Genomic DNA, 16,528 nt, shown 5'->3' with positions numbered 1-16,528 from the left:
TATTATAGAAATGGAGGAAATTTAGAGGTCACTGAGCTTTGTCGAAGTGAGGAAATTTATGGATCCACGTTTAGAAAGTTTTGTCAAAAATTTGTTTAGGGGACTGGTGGCTGGAGACGGCGATGTTTTTTCGCGAATGGCTTCGAGTCATGAAGGTGCTAGTCCTGCTTATCCCGAACCTTTGGCGAGAATCGTCAGCACTATCAAGGCAGATTTTGATCGGGGTAAATTTTCTAAACTGCGAACGCGTTCGGATTATGAGGAGGCAATCAAGCCTTATTTTGAAAGTTTTGCCTTGCTCTATTCTCCCGAAGATTTTCCCGTAAATTCCGAGGATGAAGACGATTTTGAGGATGAAGATGATTTTGAAGATGAAGACGATAATGAATGAAGCTCAAAAAGCCTTTTTAAAGATAGTTGAATCGGTTTACACCGATGGGGTGGACGCGAGGGGTAAGCCAGAATTATCCGAGGATGAGAGGGTTAGTCTCCCTAAAATTTAAGGATTTGATCGCTAGTAATTCTTCTAGATCCGCCTCAGTTAAGGGATTTTTGTCGATTAATCCCCGTAAAATCGTCAAAATCTTCATAGCTGTTATTTAGGAGTAATTCTCTAGGGTTAGCCACCCATACTAGGAGATTAATCCCGCTCAAGATTTTTTTGAGAGTGTTTTTTAGGGTTATTTGCCCAAAAATGAAGGGTTTGCAGGCAGGCACGGATTCCCATTATATATATAAGTATATGTCAAGTTCCGTTTTCAGTCAAGGGGTTTGGCTAAAAATCTCTAGCTTTGTCTCCAGTTTCTCAATCGGTTAGACTAAGAATTATTAACATTACTTAACAAAACACCAGATGAATACAGCTGCTCTGACGATAAAGCAAAATTGGCAATGGCAAGGACATTCGATACACTATGTGCAAGCGGGTACTAGAGTCGCGGGAAAACCCCCTTTACTATTAGTCCACGGTTTTGGTGCTTCCACCGACCATTGGCGAAAAAATCTGCAAGGTTTAGCCTCAGAATGGGAGGTATGGGCGATCGATCTGTTAGGATTTGGTAGATCAGCTAAACCGGATCTTGTCTATAGTGGCAGTCTTTGGCAGCAACAATTAAATGATTTTATCAAGGAAGTTGTGGGCCAACCGACGGTTTTAGCGGGTAATTCTCTGGGGGGTTACGCTTCTCTCTGTGTGGCTGCTAATCACTCTGAGAATGTTCGGGGATTAATTCTCCTCAATAGTGCCGGTCCCTTTAGCGATACAGAAAGCAATCGTCAGCCTAATTTAGCACAAAAATTACTGCGATCAATCTTGCTGCAACCCCACGCCAGTTATCTCTTATTTCTCTATACCCGTCAACCCAAAACTATCCGCAAAACCCTAGAGAAAGTATATCTCGATCACAGTGCCATTACTGAGCAGTTAATAGAAGATATCCGTCGTCCTTCCCTGGATGCGGGAGCAGCCAAAGTTTTTGCTTCTGTGTTTAAATCTCCCCGGGGGGAAAATGTGGATATTCTCCTGCAAAAGTTAAGTTGTCCCCTGTTGATGTTATGGGGTGAGGGGGATCCTTGGATGAATACGAGGGAACGCGGATCCAAATTCCGTCAATACTATCCTTCTCTGACAGAATATTATCTAACTGCTGGTCATTGTCCCCACGATGAAATTCCCACAGAGGTTAACCAGTTGATTAGTGATTGGGTGAAAAGCTTATAGGTAGTTAGGGATCGGTTATCAGGTTTTTATTCTCTTGACGCTTATCTAACCTGAAAAAAGAGGGTTCGCAGGCAGGCACGGATTCCCATTCTATATATAAGTATCTGTCAAGTTCGAGGATTTGTCAAGGGTTTTTCTGAAAAAATCTGCCGGAATTTGACTGGTAAGCTGTTGACTATCTAAATTACTCGTTAAGACTGCACTGGACTTGGGAGCAGGGAGAAGGAGTTTGAGCATTTGTACTCAAACATCCAATACGCAATTTAAATTCAGTACAGCTTAGGGAAGACATTGGCCGGTATTGGTAGAGAAGCAAATGGATGAGTAATTGTAGGGGATAACTATCTACTTGATGTCTCTGTTGGTTCCCCAATCTAATACATCTGTCTGTCTTTGTCGCAGTTGTTGGGTCGTTTCTTCTAACCAACCAAGATAGTCTTGTTTGTATAAGTCTTTAGTAGTGGTCAGGTATTAGGTTTTTATTTTCTTGACGCTTATCTAACCTAAAAAAAGAGGGTTCGCAGGCAGGCACGGATTCCCATTCTATATATAAGTATCTGTCAAGGGCGGGGATTTGTCAAGGGTTTTTTTGAAAAAATCTGCCGGAATTTCAGGGGAGAAAATCGGAATCGAGGATTTGTTCAGGACTATAGGGGCAGCTTTCGGCAAAGATAGCGGCCGGTAATTGGCTTTTTTGTCGGACTCTCTTCACTGCTTTGGGGTAAATAACGGCGATTCTGGTTAAAAAATAGTTATAAAGGGTTTTCGACTCCAATAAAAGTTCTAATTCCACCCGAAAGTTACCGATTTCGTCCTGCCATCCCTTCGCACATCTTTCTCGTTCCTCCGGCCAGTATTGATAGAGAAGCAGATGAATGAGTAATTGTAGGAGATAACTATCTACTTTATGTCTCTGTTCGTTCCCCAATGCTTCGATTTCTTCTCCGAGATGTTCCCAATCTAATACATCTGTCTGTCTTTGTCGCAGTTGTTTGGCCGTTTCTTCTAACCAAGCAGGATAGTCTTGTTCGTATAAGTCTTTAGTTGTCATAACCTATCCTCTTTAGCACCGGTCAGGTATTAGGTTTTTATTTTTTTGACGCTTATCTAACCTAAAAAAAGAGGGTTCGCAGGCAGGCACGGATTCCCATTCTATATATAAGTATCTGTCAAGGGCGGGGATTTGTCAAGGGTTTTTTGGGAAAAAATCTGCCAGAATTTGGCCGGTAGGAAAGACAAGCGATCGCAAGATATTGGATAAGTATAGAAATGCGGACAAATTAAGAGTTTCAGAGGGATAAGAGAGTGTTTCACCTTTGCCTGTGGGTTACAAAAGCATTTGACAACGCAGTTACCTGTAATGTCGGCTTGAAGGAACCCTTTGTTTCACCTCGGAGATGAAAGGTTCGGCCAATATAGAACAGCGCAGCACAACTAATAGTTAGGAGAATCCTGATTCTCGACATATTTTTTAAGTTGGTCTATCGTAACACCACCACAACTAGCCACGAAATACGTCCCTGTCCACAAAACCCGTTTGTCTTGCCAATAAATCTTTTAAAAATGGTTAGGATAATTGTCCCACATTAATTGGCAAGAAGTTGCTTTTAGGTTGACTATTAACCCACTTAAGAGCATCAGGGGTGGGTAAGTAAGAAGAATGCGAACATGGTCTGATACTAAATCCGTTGAGTATAGGCTACATATCAGGACAGGCACTCATGCAAAAAGGGGAATAAATAATCAGTCTTTAATAACCGGATTTAGTATAACTAAACAGCGATCGCTGATGAGGAACTGAATATCAAAAATCGGACTACAATAATACTATTATCAAATATCTGGGTGGGATCAATCGGTAATCATGGTTAAGTTTAGCAAGTACCTAAAGAGGCTTGGGATTGTTGCTGGAGTGGCTTTTTTGTTGTTGGTTACTCACCGAGCGGCTCCCCGAAAGGCAGTGGAAAATGAGCAGATGAAGGGGGTTTGGTTAACCAATATTGGCACGATATTGTTACATCACACTACGTCCTTAGATGAGGTGTTAAATCATCTTTCGCGATCGGGTTATGACCGGGTGTATTTTAGTGTTTATGGGTTTGGGGGAACACTTTATCCGACTTCCCAACGTCCGACGAATTGGTTGTTTGTGCCGCCGTTGATCAATCCCTGGAGGGCAGCGGTTAAGGAGTCTTTACGGCAGGGTTTGAAGCCATTTGCTTGGTTTGAGTATGGTTTGATGTTATCGCCTAAGGATCCCATTGCCAAAAAGCATCCGGATTGGCTATTAAAAACGCCCGCAGGGAAGACGGTGGTGGAAACCAATGTCTGGTTAGATCCGGCGAATCCGGAGGTGCAAGCCTATCTTTTGGGCAATATGGAGGATATTTTAAAAGAAAAAGATTTGGCGGGGATTCAGTTAGATGATCATTGGGCGGTTCCGCGTGTTTTTGGTAATAAAAGTCAGGCTTTAACGAATTTAACCCGCAAGTTGCACGATCATGTCAAGGCGATTAATCCCAAGTTGGTGGTCAGTCTTTCGCCTAATCCTCACTCTTTTGCGGTGAATAAATATAATCAAAATTGGTTGGCTTGGGTGCGTCAAGGGATTGTGGATGAGGTGGTCCTACAGATCTATCGGAAAACTCCCAATCAGGTGGCGGCAAGTCTTTCGGGTTCGGGACTGGCGACAGCTTCCCGGTATGTGCCGGTGGGGGTGGGTTTATATGCGGGTTGGAATCCTGATTTTTCCTTAAAGGGTTTACAAGCTCAGGTGAGGACGGTGGAGCAGCAGGGTTATGGCTATTCGTTATTTTGTTGGGAATTTGTGGTCATGCGTTATCTTTTTAATCATATTCCTCGGTTTTAAGTGAAAAGGCTAGTATAATTAAGGGTGTTCTAAGTAAGTGGTTCTAATTACATAGAAGATAGATTTTGCCTTCGATCTCCCCCTGCCCTCCCTAATCCCCCCTTGATAAGGAGGGTGCCGATCCCCCCTTAATCCCCCCTTGATAAGGGGGGTATCTGACAATTTTGGCTCTTCTGGTTTCTGTGTGGAAACGGGGTCTATACTGATAGTTTCTTCAGCAAAATAGTCCTAAAAATCTTTCAGAGTAAACATTTCAGGATTCTATAAGCAAAAATTATCACACAAAGTCGAGAAGAGCCCAATTTTTAACATCTACCTACTTATCTTTTAGGGAAATGATTACCTTGTCATCAAAAATTAATATATTTTTAAGGCTTACGATCTAATTTTTTGCTTTTACTAAAATGTCAAATGTTATTGAAATTGTCAAAAACTTAGCCAATAGAGAAGCCAAGCGCACTGAAGCCGATATACAAGCTGGCATCAGGGATTTATTACTTCAAGCTTCACTAGATCTCGATGATGAAGATCTTGATGTAAAACTTGAATCTCAATTGGGTGATCGCCGTAGAATTGATGTTGAAGTAGGATCGGTAGTCATTGAAGTCAAAAAAGATTTACGGAAAGCAAAAATTCTCGCTGATGCGATAGAGCAATTATCGGGCTATGTCGCAGTTCGGACGCAGCAAACGGGGCAAAACTATATTGGTATTTTATCGGATGGTTTGGAATGGCGGTGTTTTCATCTCAAACCATCAAAGGATTTTGTTGAAGTCTCTAAACATTTAGTAAATGCAAATAATCCCGATGCCGATAAATTAATTGCTTGGTTAGATGGGGTTTTGGCAACAAAGCAAGACGTTATTCCTACTCCAGAAGAAATCAATAATAAGCTGGGTGTAGAAAGCTCTTCCTATGCCATTAATCATGCAACTTTATTAAGTTTGTATGAGGAAAACAAAGAGCTTCCTACAGTAAAAATGAAGCGTCTATTATGGGCGAAACTTCTGACGACAGCGTTAGGTAGTCAATTCAAAGATAGTGATGAATTATTCGTTGAGCATACGTTACTGGTGAATGTATCTGAAATTATTGCTCATGCTGTTTTAGGTCTAAATGTTAATGATTTATCGCCCGCTTCTCTTTTATCAGGTTCTCAGTTTGAGATTAGCGGTATTTATGGCGTAATTGAAAGCGACTTTTTTGATTGGGTGATAGAAGTTGAGGAAGGTGATATTTTTATTCGTTCATTAGCTCGTAAAATTTCTCGTTTTAATTGGGGGGAAGTGGCCTATGACATTATGAAAGTCTTATATGAATCAATCATTGCTCAGGAATTAAGAAAACAATTAGGAGAGTATTACACACCAGACTGGCTGGCGGAGGCTATTGTTGAAAAAACAATTAAAGACCCCTTAAATAAGCGTGTTTTAGATCCGTCTTGCGGTTCTGGAACTTTCTTGTTTCATGCGGTTAAAAATCTTTTTAAAAAAGCAGCGCAAGAGAAATTGTCTCTGCGTGAATCTCTTGAAACTTTGGCAAGGAATGTTATTGGCTTTGATATTCATCCAGTCGCAGTAACGTTAGCTCGTGTAACTTATCTTTTGGCAATTGGTCGTGATAATTTGACTAATCCAAGCAGAGGGGAAATTAATATTCCTGTTTATTTGGCTGATTCTATGCAATGGCGACAAAAGCAATATGATCTATGGTCAAGAGATCACGTCATTATTGAAACGGATAGTGAAGGACAGTTATTTAAATCGGAGTTACGTTTTCCCCATGAGCTTCTAAAAAGTTCCCATACTTTTGATGAGCTTGTAAAAGAATTAGCAGATAAAGCTACTCAAAAAGATTACGGTAAACCGATACCTTCTTTAACGGGGGTATTTCGGCGATTAGCTATCCCTGAAAAGTTTCATGAGACGATTAAAAGTACATTTTCCGTTATGTGTGAACTCCATGAAAGCGGACGGGATCATATTTGGAGCTATTATGTGCGTAATTTGGTCCGTCCTGTTTGGTTGAGTTTGCCGCAAAATCGGGTTGATATTCTAATTGGAAATCCGCCCTGGCTTTCTTATCGGCATATGCCTAAAGAGATGCAACAATCATTTAAGGAAATGAGTGAAGAGCGATCGCTTTGGCATGGGGCAAAGAATGCCACACATCAAGATCTTTCAGCATTGTTTGTCGCTAAAACTATTGAAACTTATTTGGGTGAAGGTGGCAAGTTTGCTTTTGTGATGCCTAATTCAGTAACGGATAGAGAATATTTTGGAGGATTTCGAGAGGGGAATTATTGCCTAGGGAAAGGAGCAACAACATACGTTGAATTTGCAGAATCTTGGGATTTACGAAGACTAAGACCCCATTTTTTTCCTAGAGGTGCATCGGTTATTTTTGGTAAGAGGTCTCAAAAACCTGTAAAAATGCCTTTGATTGCTGAATATTGGACAGGAAAAATCAACGAACCTAAATCATCGTGGAGCGTGATTAAAAAATCCCTTAAATTCCCTAAGGAAGAAATAAAAATAGGCTCAGAAAATAAAATTTCTCCCTATCATTCCCAATTTTCCCAGGGAGCTACAATAGTTCCTAAAGTTCTTTTATTTGTTGAAGAAAAAATATCTAGTCCGTTAGGTTTAGCTTCTGGACGTAAGTTAGTTCAGTCAAAAAGATCTGCTAATGAGAAAAAACCCTGGAAAGATCTTCCTACTTTAGAAGGAACAATTGAAAGTGATTTTATCAGACCTTTATATACAGGGGCATCTATTGTACCTTTTCGTTGTCAAGAACCCGAATTAGCAGTTATTCCTTGGAATGGAAAAGTCTTAATGAATGGAGAATCTGAGTTAATTGATATGTATCCTGGCTTATGTGCTTGGTGGCGCAAAGCAGAAGAAATATGGACAGCAAACAAATCTAGTAGTACCCGCTTATCTTTGATTGAACAAATTGATTATATGAGCAAGCTGACTCAGCAGTTCCCCATACCAAAAGAAAGAATTTTATATGCAACCTCTGGAATGCACATTTGTGCGGCTAGATTATCCAATAGACAAGCTATTATTGATAGTAAACTGTATTGGGCAACGACTGAAGGACTAGAAGAATCCCATTATTTATGTGCAATCTTAAATGCAGAGATTACAACTTTAGAAACTCGTCCTTTAATGTCCTATGGAAAGGATGAAAGAGACATACATAAGCACGTCTGGAAACTTAACATACCTAAATTTAATCCTCAAGATCAATTGCATCTTAAAATCTCACAAATTGGTCAAGCCCTAGAAAAAGATATTTCTCAACTTGAATTGAGAGATGTTTATTTTGCTAATATTCGTCAAGATATTAGAAAATATATAAGAAATAGTAGCCAAGGGAAAGAGTTGGAAAAATTAGTAGAAGAACTTTTACTTGCTAAAAAAGTGATTGAAACCGATGCCACCAAGGTTACTGATTAGATCAATCAACAACTCCAAACCTTAAATATTCAAATTTAATAGGGAAAAATTATGCAAACTTCATAAAAGAAACCCTTAAAGTTGGGTTTCTACGAAACTTCTGAGGGCCTTCACCCTAACATTTTTAATACAATCGACCGCGCCAACTTTGGGGACGGGTAAAAGCAGAAATAAAAATGCGGATAACTGCCAGCGGATCCGCTAGGGGAGATAGCCAAAATAATCCCGAAGATAGATTGACTTTTTCGCCCCGATAGTAGCTAGGAGAGACAGCCAATAAAAGGGCAAAACGAATCAATAACAGCAGCAGGTTTAAAGTCAAGACAATTTTTAAACTCAGGAAATCGTAGCCAAAAATCAAAGCTGTGAGCAGTAAAGGGGTGATAATTATCGGTAATCCCTGAGTAAGAGCTAATAAAGCTAAATCGCCCCATAATTGCCCCTGATAGGAGGCATCTTTGAGGTCAAGGGATCTGCCCCATTCGCGCCAAGTTTCCTTAAGTCCTTCGTACATCCGCACGCGAATCAACTTCGCCCCATCGAGAAATCCCACCCGATAGCCTTTCGTCGCCGCTAGACGGGCCAGGGTGACATCATCGCAAAAAGAACCTTTTGCCCCGCTATAACCGTCTAAAGCCGCTAAAACTGACCGCCGACAGAGAAAACATTGACCATTGGCCATCACTCTTTCGGGATCTTGCTCGCGCACTCCGGCCGCATCAAAGCGATAGAGCAAAGTCATCAATAAAGCTGGCTGTAACCACCATTCTCCCGGATAGGAGAGGATAAATTGCGGCGACAGGGAAACTAAATCGTAACCTTCTGCGATCGCAGCTTTGACCAAACTAGCGACTAAATTTGCTTGGGGTTGGGTATCGGCATCAATGCCCAAAATCCAGTCACTTTTAGGAGAACTAAACAAAAAACCATTGTGTAACGCCCAGGGACGACCTACCCAATCGGGGGGCAAAGGATAATCGGTTTTCAAGCGAAAGCGGGGGTCTTTTGCCGCTATCTCTTTGACTTTTTCCCGCGTACCATCTTGGGAATTGCTATCGACAATCAGAATTTCTCGCACTTCGTAACTCTGTTGACTCAATCCCCGTAAACAACCGTCAATCCTGGCCACTTCGTTTAACGTCGGCACAATCACGCTTACTGTCCCTAACATCTCCGGGGTGGGGGGTTGGGGAGTCAGGGGAGGACGACGACGCGCCCCTTTTAGCAAACGGGAAAGAAGGATAAAAAAGGCAACAGCCTGAGACAGCAGTAGCCCCAGGCAGAATGCACCGAGAATTATCTCAGTTAACAACTTATTTGGCTCCTCTCACCGAAACAACGGGGATTTTTAGGGTTGTTACTTCGCTGGTTGCCACTGTTTGCCCGGAAGCAACAGTCTTGGCGCGATTATAGAGGAGTGTTAAAGGCAGAATACCGGTGAGTAATCCTAAGAAAATCGGCGGATAAATACCAGCACCCATACTCATGACCGTAGCAAAGCCAAAATTACCTAAATACATCACAAAAGGCAGGGTTAAATCTTGACTTGGCAGTTTCACCGGTTGCACTTGCCAGATTAAAGTGGCTACCGTCATAAAAACACAGCCTGTACCGAACCAACCGGCAAAATTTTCATAGGGCATCCCAAAGAAGGCCCCCGGTTGTTCCCAAATCCAGAAGGGGATGGTAGTTTGACTCATGGCCGGATCTAGGACAAAATCCCAGGAAGTTAATAATACCGCCCCGATAGCGATCGCTGCTAGATTTTGTAGCCACTGGGGTATAGCAAGAGTGGATAAACCGACGCGAGCGATGATATAGGCACTAAAACCGAGATAAAACCAAGATAGGGGGATAGTAAAGGGTACTAAATCCGCAATTTTGTAACCTAAGCCCGAAAGATAACGATAATGACCGAAAGGAAAGCCGGTACTGGTTCCCAAAAGTTCGCTACAAAGGGATAAACTGATAGCAGGAACCATGAATCCTAACCAGTGCCACACTCCTAGAGTCCGATAGGCATAAACAGCCACCGCTGCCATTCCTAACACCATATACACCACACCCCCGCCGGCCATTGACCAAGCAAAGACGGTTTTGCCAAAATCCGGTAAATTGGCCACAAACTCGGGATGGGGCAGAACTAGCAACAATCCCGCTAGTCCAAAAGCCATCGATACAATATGACCGATGAGCAGAGCTTTTTCGATCGCAATTAGTCGTCTCATTAAATCTCTAGCACTGCGAAGGGATAATCATTTTTAAGTTTACAAATCTTTATTAAAGAATTATTACCCAGATCGGTCACTTGCGGCAAAAAAGTTTTACGGGGGTTAGGGATTTCAATGTAGCATCTGTTTAGGAGTCAGTAGGCAGGCTTCGGCCGTGAACTCAGCGTTCGACAAAAGCTCACGCCGAGGTCCGAACGGAGTCAGTGGTCGTAATAATCAATTAAATGGTCTATTTAGAGATTTTATGCTACTTTATACTTAGTTTTTTCATTTTTTTCAACCCCCAAAAATTGATTATGCAAGGGGCAAGGACTAAAAATGCCTGAAAATATATCTTAACAATCATGCTTTTAGCCCGAAAAAAGGGCATTCTCAGGTTAAGTCCTCTCGATCACCCAGGGATTGCAGCGGTTCTTAAGAAACTCTTTCCACCAGACTCACTATAATTAACACAGTAGCCTAGCTATGTCGGCAGAATCTAGACATCGGAGTTTACTTGCCAATCGATACCAACTGGTCGAGTTGATCGGTAGCGGTGCCATGGGACAAGTATATCGAGCAGCAGATAAACTCTTAGGGGGCGTAACCGTCGCCGTGAAATTCCTCTCGCAAACTCTCCTCAACCAAAGGATGCGCGATCGTTTCGAGCGAGAGGCGACTATTTCGGCACTTTTAGGCGAAAAAAGTATTCATATTGTTAAAGTTCGTGATTATGGTGTAGATGAAAAGGAAGTCCCCTTCTACGTCATGGAATTTTTGCAGGGGGAAAGCATGAGTGAAATCATCAAATATCACCCACTGCCTCTCTCGCGTTTCCTCAATCTCACCCGTCAGATTTGTTTCGGCTTGGAATGCGCCCATAAGGGTATTATCTTCCAAGGCGAGAGCTGTCCGATTATTCACCGGGACATCAAACCAGGCAATATTATCGTGATTCAGGATTCGGGATTGGGGGAATTGGTGAAAATTCTCGATTTTGGCATCGCTAAACTCATCCAATCGGGAGAATCCCAAACCCAATCGTTTATGGGAACCTTAGCCTATTGTTCCCCAGAACAGATGGAAGGTAAAGAACTCGATCATCGTTCCGATATCTACAGTTTCGGGATTGTGATGTACGAGATGATCACGGGAGAAACGCCCCTTTTTCCCGATAATCTCTCCTTTGGCGGTTGGTATGAGGTTCACCACTACGTCGAACCCCGTCCCTTTAATTCTAGCTTGCAATTACCGCCAGAATTAGAACAGTTAATCCTACGCTGTTTAGCCAAATCACCCAGCGATCGCCCACAAAGTGTTACAGATATACTACAAGTTCTCGAACGACTCGAACCCCTAGCCAAAAATGCTCAACCCAACAAATTGAATCGTGTCGATGAAATAGTCAAAAAAATCGACGATTACACCACTAGAATCAAAACCCTTCATGATTTAGATCAAACCACTGCTTCTGCTGCTAATGCCAAGGATGTCTGTCTCAAGTCCAGTTGGCCCGAGGACAAACCCCGCCAAAAAATTGTCTTCCCACGCTGTATCAAGGCTGCTGACGGCGTTTTTGCCAGTTTATGGGTAATGTTGGATCGAGAGGATATCCCCGTCCGGGTTGCTAGTGTCCGTTACAATCAATTCCTCTTTTTACCCGCACCCCACCCGATGATTCTCTGGATTACTGTCCTCTATCATCGTCAACAGGGACCCCGTTGGTTGCCCTGTTATTTGGACTTAAAAACCCCCCAGGGTCAAAAAATGACCAAAACCCTCGGCGAAACCGGTCAATACTGGATTTTATTTTTCTCCCTCGAAGGCGGCAACATCTGTGAAAATGTGATCACCGCTAATATTCCCGCCAATCAACGCCAAATTTTGCAGCAATGGCTGACCGATAGTCAATCGGGCCAGGGTGGCAACCCGCAAATTAGCAAGCGGATGCTAAAACAGAAACTTGATGAACTTAAACCCAAAATTTTGGCCAAATTAGCCTCGGAATTACCCGCGCAGCCCTAAAAAATTAGGGAGGGTATTAACTAGGGTCTGCCGAAAAAGTTTTTTGGTGGGGGCAGGGTGTAGGGTTTTACCCATTTTCAGGGAAAAAGTACCTGAATTTCTGCCCCCGATCACTCCCAGATCCGGTACTTTTTGATGGCTAAAAAGTCTAAAAGTCTTACCCAACAAAGTTTTTAGATTTATTCAGCCAACCCTATACTATTCATACTAAATCTGGTTATTAAAGACTGATTATTTATTCCCCTTTTTGCATGAGTGCATGAGCAGAAAACGGGTTTCTCCGAGAAACCCGTTTTCTGTGCGTTACTCAACGGATTTAGTATCACCCAGATTACAGAGGCAGATTACAGAGGTCGATAGACGCGATAATCGATATTGGGGAAAATATTATCGATTTCCTCGACTTTTTCCAGCCAACCAGCATCAATCTTCTCGGATTTCACATCTTCATAGATTTTATTTAACCGCAGCAGGTGGGAACGAGTGCGCCGGACAGCATAGGGAACCATTGTACCAGTTCGCATAATAAAAGCCCAGTCAGAAGATTGCGCTAATAATAACTCCCGGGCTGCCTGATTTAAAGCCCGTTCCTGCAATTCATCCTCCGCTTCATGATGACTTAATTCAATCATCCGTTCCGTGCCTTTGTGCAGGTGAGGATAGATCCAAGCGTTGGTTTCATTCAGCCAGTATTCATGGAAACCCTTATAACCCCAACTGGATTGGGAAGGACGACAGACCTGCTGGGTCGGGTTAGACCGGAGATAATCGGCTAAATGGGTCATTTGGTAGATATTTTGGTCATACCAGGACTTGCGGAACAGAAAATCAATAAACCAGGGTCCCTCATACCACCAGTGACCAAATAACTCGGCATCGTAAGGGGAAACAACTAGGGGAGGACGGCCCATAATTCCGGCTAAACTCTCCACTTGCCGCTCGCGATTATACATAAAATTGCCCGCGTGTTCGGCGGCTTTTTCTTTGGCCCAGTAGGGGTCATAAAGCCCTTTTTCCGATAAACCACCGTCCCGGCTAGTAATTTTGTGGTATTTGATGCCTATATTCTTGCGTTGACCGTTGGGCATGATATAGGGCTTAATATATTCGTATTCCGCTTCCCAGCCCAAATCTTTATAGAATTCCCGATAAACTATATCCCCTGGATAACCGACTTGGGAAGACCAAACCTGTTGGGAAGATTCGTGGTCACGACCGAAAGCGGCCACCCCGGTTTCCGTGAAAATGGGCGCGTAACTGCCGTAACGGGGGCGCGGACGACCGTAGAGAATACCGTGGCCATCGACGAGGAAATAACGAATGCCCGCATCGGCTAACATTCTTTCTACCCCTTCGTAGTACGCACATTCCGGCAACCAAATGCCCTTGGGACGACGACCGAAATTTTCCTCGTAGTGTTGACAGGCCACCTCAATTTGCGCCCACACCGCTTGCGGGTACATTTTCATCAGGGGCATATAACCATGGGTCGCACCACAGGTGATAATTTCTAGGTTATTACTGTCGAGGAATTGTTTAAAAGCTTTGACCAGATCTCGATCGTATTTTTCCCAAGTTTGTCGGATACTTTGGAAGGATTCAGCGTAATATTCGGCTAAGTAGCGAATATGGCCATTATGTTGATTATGGTCGATTTCTTTAGCAATTAATTCTTCTAACTTACCTAAGTGTTCTTCATAGCGCTCTTGCAGTAACGGATCCCGCAGCATCGACACCAACGGCGGAGTCATGCTCATGGTCATTTTAAAATCGATACCGTCCCGTTTGAGACCTTCAAAAACTTGCAGGAGAGGGATGTAGGTTTCTGTGATTGCTTCGTATAACCATTCTTCTTCGAGGACGTAATCGCTTTCGGGATGGCGGACGAAAGGGAGATGCGCGTGGAGAACTAGGGCAACATAGCCAAAAGCCATAGGATTTCTTCTTAGAATTAAGGAATAAAACTTTAAGATTAGGTTGAGTAGATTTTATACTATCTTAAGCTTCTACAATAAAGAATATGATAAAAGTCGATCGATGATCGATCAATCCCGTTAATCCCTAGGTTTACTAATTTTCCGATGCTCCCATCTAACGAGCCACTGACTGCTTTAGGGAGAGAGACGACAACGCCTCTCTCGATTCAACTTTTGCTATTTGTTGATGACCGTCCCAGTTCTCAAGAAATTATCCGTCAAATTCAGTCCTATCTCCAGTCTTTAAAGTCTGATTACCCGATTGACCTACAGATCATCGAAATTCGCCAGCAACCTCATTTAGTCGAACATTTTCGCCTTGTAGCTACCCCAGCCTTGGTCAAAATTGCCCCCGGCCCCCGTCATACCCTCGCGGGCAGTAATCTGGTGGAACAGTTTAAAAAATGGTTGGTACGTTGGCAAAAAGGGATTAAAGAGGAGGTCAAAAATCATCACGCTGAGGATGAACAACGTCAAGAGGTGGAACATTCGGGCGAACTCATCCGCATCGCCGATGAGGTTTTTCGTCTTAAACAGGAAAAGGAAGAATTATTAGAACAATTAAAATTTAAAGACCAAATTTTGGCTATGTTAGCCCACGATTTACGCAGTCCTCTCACCGCTGCTTCCATCGCTGTGGAAACCCTAGAATTAGCCTATCATCAACCGGATACGGAGCGCAGTCTGCAATTACGAGAACAACTGCACCAACAGGCCCGCAAACAGTTCCGGATTATGAACCGTTTGATCACGGATATTCTGCAAGCTTCTAAGAGCATGGCGGCGCAATTCACTCTCCACCAGAGTAAATTTTATCTGCAAGCTCTTTGTCAGGAAATTTTGTCTCAATTTACCGATACTTTTCAGGAAAAGACTTTAATTCTCCAAAGCGATATCCCCCAAGATTTGCCCCCCGTCTATGCTGATGAGGAGTTAATCCGACAGGTGATTATTAATCTCTTGGAGAATGGGATCAAATATACTCCCGCTGGCGGCGCAATTACCCTTTCTGTCCTCCATCGTACTACTCAAAAAGTACAGGTGAGCATCAGTGATACTGGCCCCGGCATTCCCGAAGAGAAACAAGAGCATATTTTTGAGGGTCATGTGCGTCTCAAACGGGATGAGGGTAAAGAAGGTTATGGCATCGGTTTATCGGTCTGTCGCAAGATTATTCGCGCCCACTACGGTCAAATTTGGGTGGATAGTGTCCCCGACCACGGCAGTAGTTTTCACTTCACTTTGCCAGTTTATCGCTAAAATGCTCCGCTAACCAAGCATCAATGTCCCCTAAAACTAAGTCGGGGATTTCCCAGGGGAACAGATGGGCCGTATCTGGGTAACATTTCCACTGAGACAGTTTTAGTTTTTCGGCCGTTTCTTGGCTCGAGGCACTGGTAATATGGCGATCATTTGCTCCCGCTAGAACTAAGCAGGGAATTGTGATTTTGTCAAGAGATTTTAAACAATTGTTACCTTTTTTTAAAGCCCGATTTAAAGCGCGATTAGCAGCGGGAGAAGTGCCTAAGTAGGCGGGAACAGCATCTTGAGCAAGATAGCGATAGGATAGCGCTTGATGTTGTGAAAAAAGATACTGAAACAGGGAACGACGAGCAAAAGTATCAATATTCCAACGCCATCCCGGTTTGATCTGATTGAGAATTGCCGCCATCCCCGTCAAAACTAAATCTGTGGTGCGGACAGGAGGATGACTACCCCAAGGCCGCGCAGCCGAGGCCACGAGAATTAAACCGGGAAAGCGATCGGGATGCCGCAATACTAATTCCAGGGCAATTATACCCCCCAAAGACCAACCGAGAATTAAACATTGCTGGATTTTTTGGCGATCGAGTAGTCCGATTAAATCCTCTAGATGTTCTTCTAGCTGAAAATCCCGGCGATAACGACTTTTACCGTAACCGCGCAGATCCGGGGCCAGGGTTTGCCAGCGTTGGCAAAAGTGGTCAGTAAATACAGACATACTTGCTGCCGAACCGGGATGACCGTGCAGACAGAGAATCGGATAGCCATTACCTTTGATGTTAACGTTGAGAGCGATCGACATTGATCAGTTATCAGTTATCAGTTATCAGTTATCAGTTATCAGATTTGAGTTTTAAGTGAGCAGTATGTATTAAACCTCTTGCATAATTAATTTTTAAGGGTTCAAAAACGGCAAAAATAAGGATTAAATGGCATAAAGTCTGTAAATAGACCATTTAACTGATTATTATTCATTCTTAATTCTCCTGACTACTGAC

General features: G+C 43.0%; 12 protein-coding genes and 2 pseudogenes. 6 read left to right on the top strand and 8 right to left on the bottom strand.

Translation table 11 applies throughout. The annotated features are described in order from the left end of the window. Nucleotides 1-58: 58 nt before the first annotated feature. On the top strand, nucleotides 59-391 hold the full coding sequence (locus H6F92_RS10395) for a hypothetical protein (protein WP_190357773.1): 333 nt from the start codon (nucleotides 59-61) through the stop codon (nucleotides 389-391). Nucleotides 392-470: 79 nt separating this feature from the next. Here the strand turns inward: H6F92_RS10395 and H6F92_RS26555 are convergent. Next, nucleotides 471-590 (bottom strand): annotated as a pseudogene (locus H6F92_RS26555) (ABC transporter ATP-binding protein); the annotation flags it as partial. A gap of 263 nt (nucleotides 591-853) precedes the next feature. On the opposite strand from H6F92_RS26555, the gene H6F92_RS10385 reads away from it, so the two are divergent. Further along, the gene (locus H6F92_RS10385) at nucleotides 854-1,720 is read left to right on the top strand and encodes an alpha/beta fold hydrolase (protein WP_190357772.1); all 867 of its coding nucleotides are present in this window, start codon (nucleotides 854-856) and stop codon (nucleotides 1,718-1,720) included. A gap of 345 nt (nucleotides 1,721-2,065) precedes the next feature. Here the strand turns inward: H6F92_RS10385 and H6F92_RS25910 are convergent, their stop codons facing one another. The 3 genes and pseudogenes from H6F92_RS25910 to tnpA form a co-directional block, all read right to left on the bottom strand. Then, nucleotides 2,066-2,188, bottom strand: a complete 123-nt coding sequence (locus H6F92_RS25910; protein ID WP_242030090.1) for a DUF29 family protein — start codon at nucleotides 2,186-2,188, stop codon at nucleotides 2,066-2,068. A 142-nt stretch (nucleotides 2,189-2,330) separates the two neighbouring features. Then, complete coding sequence (locus tag H6F92_RS10375; protein WP_190357771.1) at nucleotides 2,331-2,771, bottom strand: DUF29 domain-containing protein; 441 nt, start codon at nucleotides 2,769-2,771, stop codon at nucleotides 2,331-2,333. Between the two features lie 383 nt (nucleotides 2,772-3,154). After that, nucleotides 3,155-3,439 (bottom strand): annotated as a pseudogene (tnpA, locus tag H6F92_RS27045) (IS200/IS605 family transposase). Between the two features lie 145 nt (nucleotides 3,440-3,584). Here tnpA and H6F92_RS10365 point away from each other — a divergent pair. Both H6F92_RS10365 and H6F92_RS10360 read left to right on the top strand, forming a co-directional pair. Further along, a complete protein-coding gene (locus H6F92_RS10365) occupies nucleotides 3,585-4,589 on the top strand; it encodes a glycoside hydrolase family 10-like protein (protein WP_190357770.1) in 1,005 nt (334 codons plus the stop codon). A gap of 404 nt (nucleotides 4,590-4,993) precedes the next feature. Further along, entirely contained in the window at nucleotides 4,994-8,056 is a 3,063-nt protein-coding gene (locus H6F92_RS10360; protein ID WP_190357769.1) for an N-6 DNA methylase, read from the top strand. 124 nt (nucleotides 8,057-8,180) lie between these two features. On the opposite strand, the gene cruG is transcribed toward H6F92_RS10360, so the two are convergent. Further along, on the bottom strand, nucleotides 8,181-9,368 hold the full coding sequence (cruG, locus tag H6F92_RS10355) for a 2'-O-glycosyltransferase CruG (protein WP_190357768.1): 1,188 nt from the start codon (nucleotides 9,366-9,368) through the stop codon (nucleotides 8,181-8,183). Nucleotide 9,369: 1 nt separating this feature from the next. Further along, nucleotides 9,370-10,284 (bottom strand): gamma-carotene 1'-hydroxylase CruF, encoded by a 915-nt coding sequence (gene cruF, locus H6F92_RS10350; RefSeq protein WP_190357767.1) that lies wholly within the window; start codon nucleotides 10,282-10,284, stop codon nucleotides 9,370-9,372. Between the two features lie 468 nt (nucleotides 10,285-10,752). Here cruF and H6F92_RS10345 point away from each other — a divergent pair, with 468 nt between their 5' ends. Continuing rightward, nucleotides 10,753-12,291 (top strand): serine/threonine-protein kinase, encoded by a 1,539-nt coding sequence (locus H6F92_RS10345; RefSeq protein WP_190357766.1) that lies wholly within the window; start codon nucleotides 10,753-10,755, stop codon nucleotides 12,289-12,291. A gap of 344 nt (nucleotides 12,292-12,635) precedes the next feature. Here the strand turns inward: H6F92_RS10345 and H6F92_RS10340 are convergent, their stop codons facing one another. Continuing rightward, nucleotides 12,636-14,225 carry a glycoside hydrolase family 57 protein gene (locus H6F92_RS10340; RefSeq protein WP_012268235.1) on the bottom strand — a complete coding sequence of 530 codons (1,590 nt, stop codon included), beginning with the start codon at nucleotides 14,223-14,225 and terminating at the stop codon, nucleotides 12,636-12,638. Nucleotides 14,226-14,372: 147 nt separating this feature from the next. Between H6F92_RS10340 and H6F92_RS10335 the strand changes: the two genes are divergently transcribed. Then, nucleotides 14,373-15,527 carry a histidine kinase gene (locus tag H6F92_RS10335; protein ID WP_190357765.1) on the top strand — a complete coding sequence of 385 codons (1,155 nt, stop codon included), beginning with the start codon at nucleotides 14,373-14,375 and terminating at the stop codon, nucleotides 15,525-15,527. Here H6F92_RS10335 and H6F92_RS10330 read toward each other — a convergent pair. Continuing rightward, nucleotides 15,505-16,332 (bottom strand): alpha/beta fold hydrolase, encoded by an 828-nt coding sequence (locus H6F92_RS10330; protein WP_190357764.1) that lies wholly within the window; start codon nucleotides 16,330-16,332, stop codon nucleotides 15,505-15,507. The two genes, H6F92_RS10335 and H6F92_RS10330, sit on opposite strands and share 23 nt — an antisense overlap. Nucleotides 16,333-16,528 lie beyond the last annotated feature (196 nt).

The sequence above is a fragment of the Microcystis wesenbergii FACHB-1317 genome (assembly GCF_014696875.1).
GTDB classification, from domain to species: Bacteria; Cyanobacteriota; Cyanobacteriia; order Cyanobacteriales; family Microcystaceae; genus Microcystis; species Microcystis wesenbergii_A.
This window is presented reverse-complemented; position numbering and strand designations above follow the sequence as displayed.

Bases quoted from the DNA above. Each gene is read 5' to 3' on its own strand.
- H6F92_RS10330 (WP_190357764.1), bottom strand. From the start codon at position 16,332: ATGTCGATCGCTCTCAACGTTAACATCAAAGGTAATGGCTATCCGATT.
- H6F92_RS10395 (WP_190357773.1), top strand. From the start codon at position 59: ATGGATCCACGTTTAGAAAGTTTTGTCAAAAATTTGTTTAGGGGACTG.
- H6F92_RS10375 (WP_190357771.1), bottom strand. From the start codon at position 2,771: ATGACAACTAAAGACTTATACGAACAAGACTATCCTGCTTGGTTAGAA.
- H6F92_RS10345 (WP_190357766.1), top strand. From the start codon at position 10,753: ATGTCGGCAGAATCTAGACATCGGAGTTTACTTGCCAATCGATACCAA.
- H6F92_RS10360 (WP_190357769.1), top strand. From the start codon at position 4,994: ATGTCAAATGTTATTGAAATTGTCAAAAACTTAGCCAATAGAGAAGCC.
- cruF (WP_190357767.1), bottom strand. From the start codon at position 10,284: ATGAGACGACTAATTGCGATCGAAAAAGCTCTGCTCATCGGTCATATT.
- H6F92_RS10335 (WP_190357765.1), top strand. From the start codon at position 14,373: ATGCTCCCATCTAACGAGCCACTGACTGCTTTAGGGAGAGAGACGACA.
- H6F92_RS10385 (WP_190357772.1), top strand. From the start codon at position 854: ATGAATACAGCTGCTCTGACGATAAAGCAAAATTGGCAATGGCAAGGA.
- H6F92_RS10340 (WP_012268235.1), bottom strand. From the start codon at position 14,225: ATGGCTTTTGGCTATGTTGCCCTAGTTCTCCACGCGCATCTCCCTTTC.
- H6F92_RS10365 (WP_190357770.1), top strand. From the start codon at position 3,585: ATGGTTAAGTTTAGCAAGTACCTAAAGAGGCTTGGGATTGTTGCTGGA.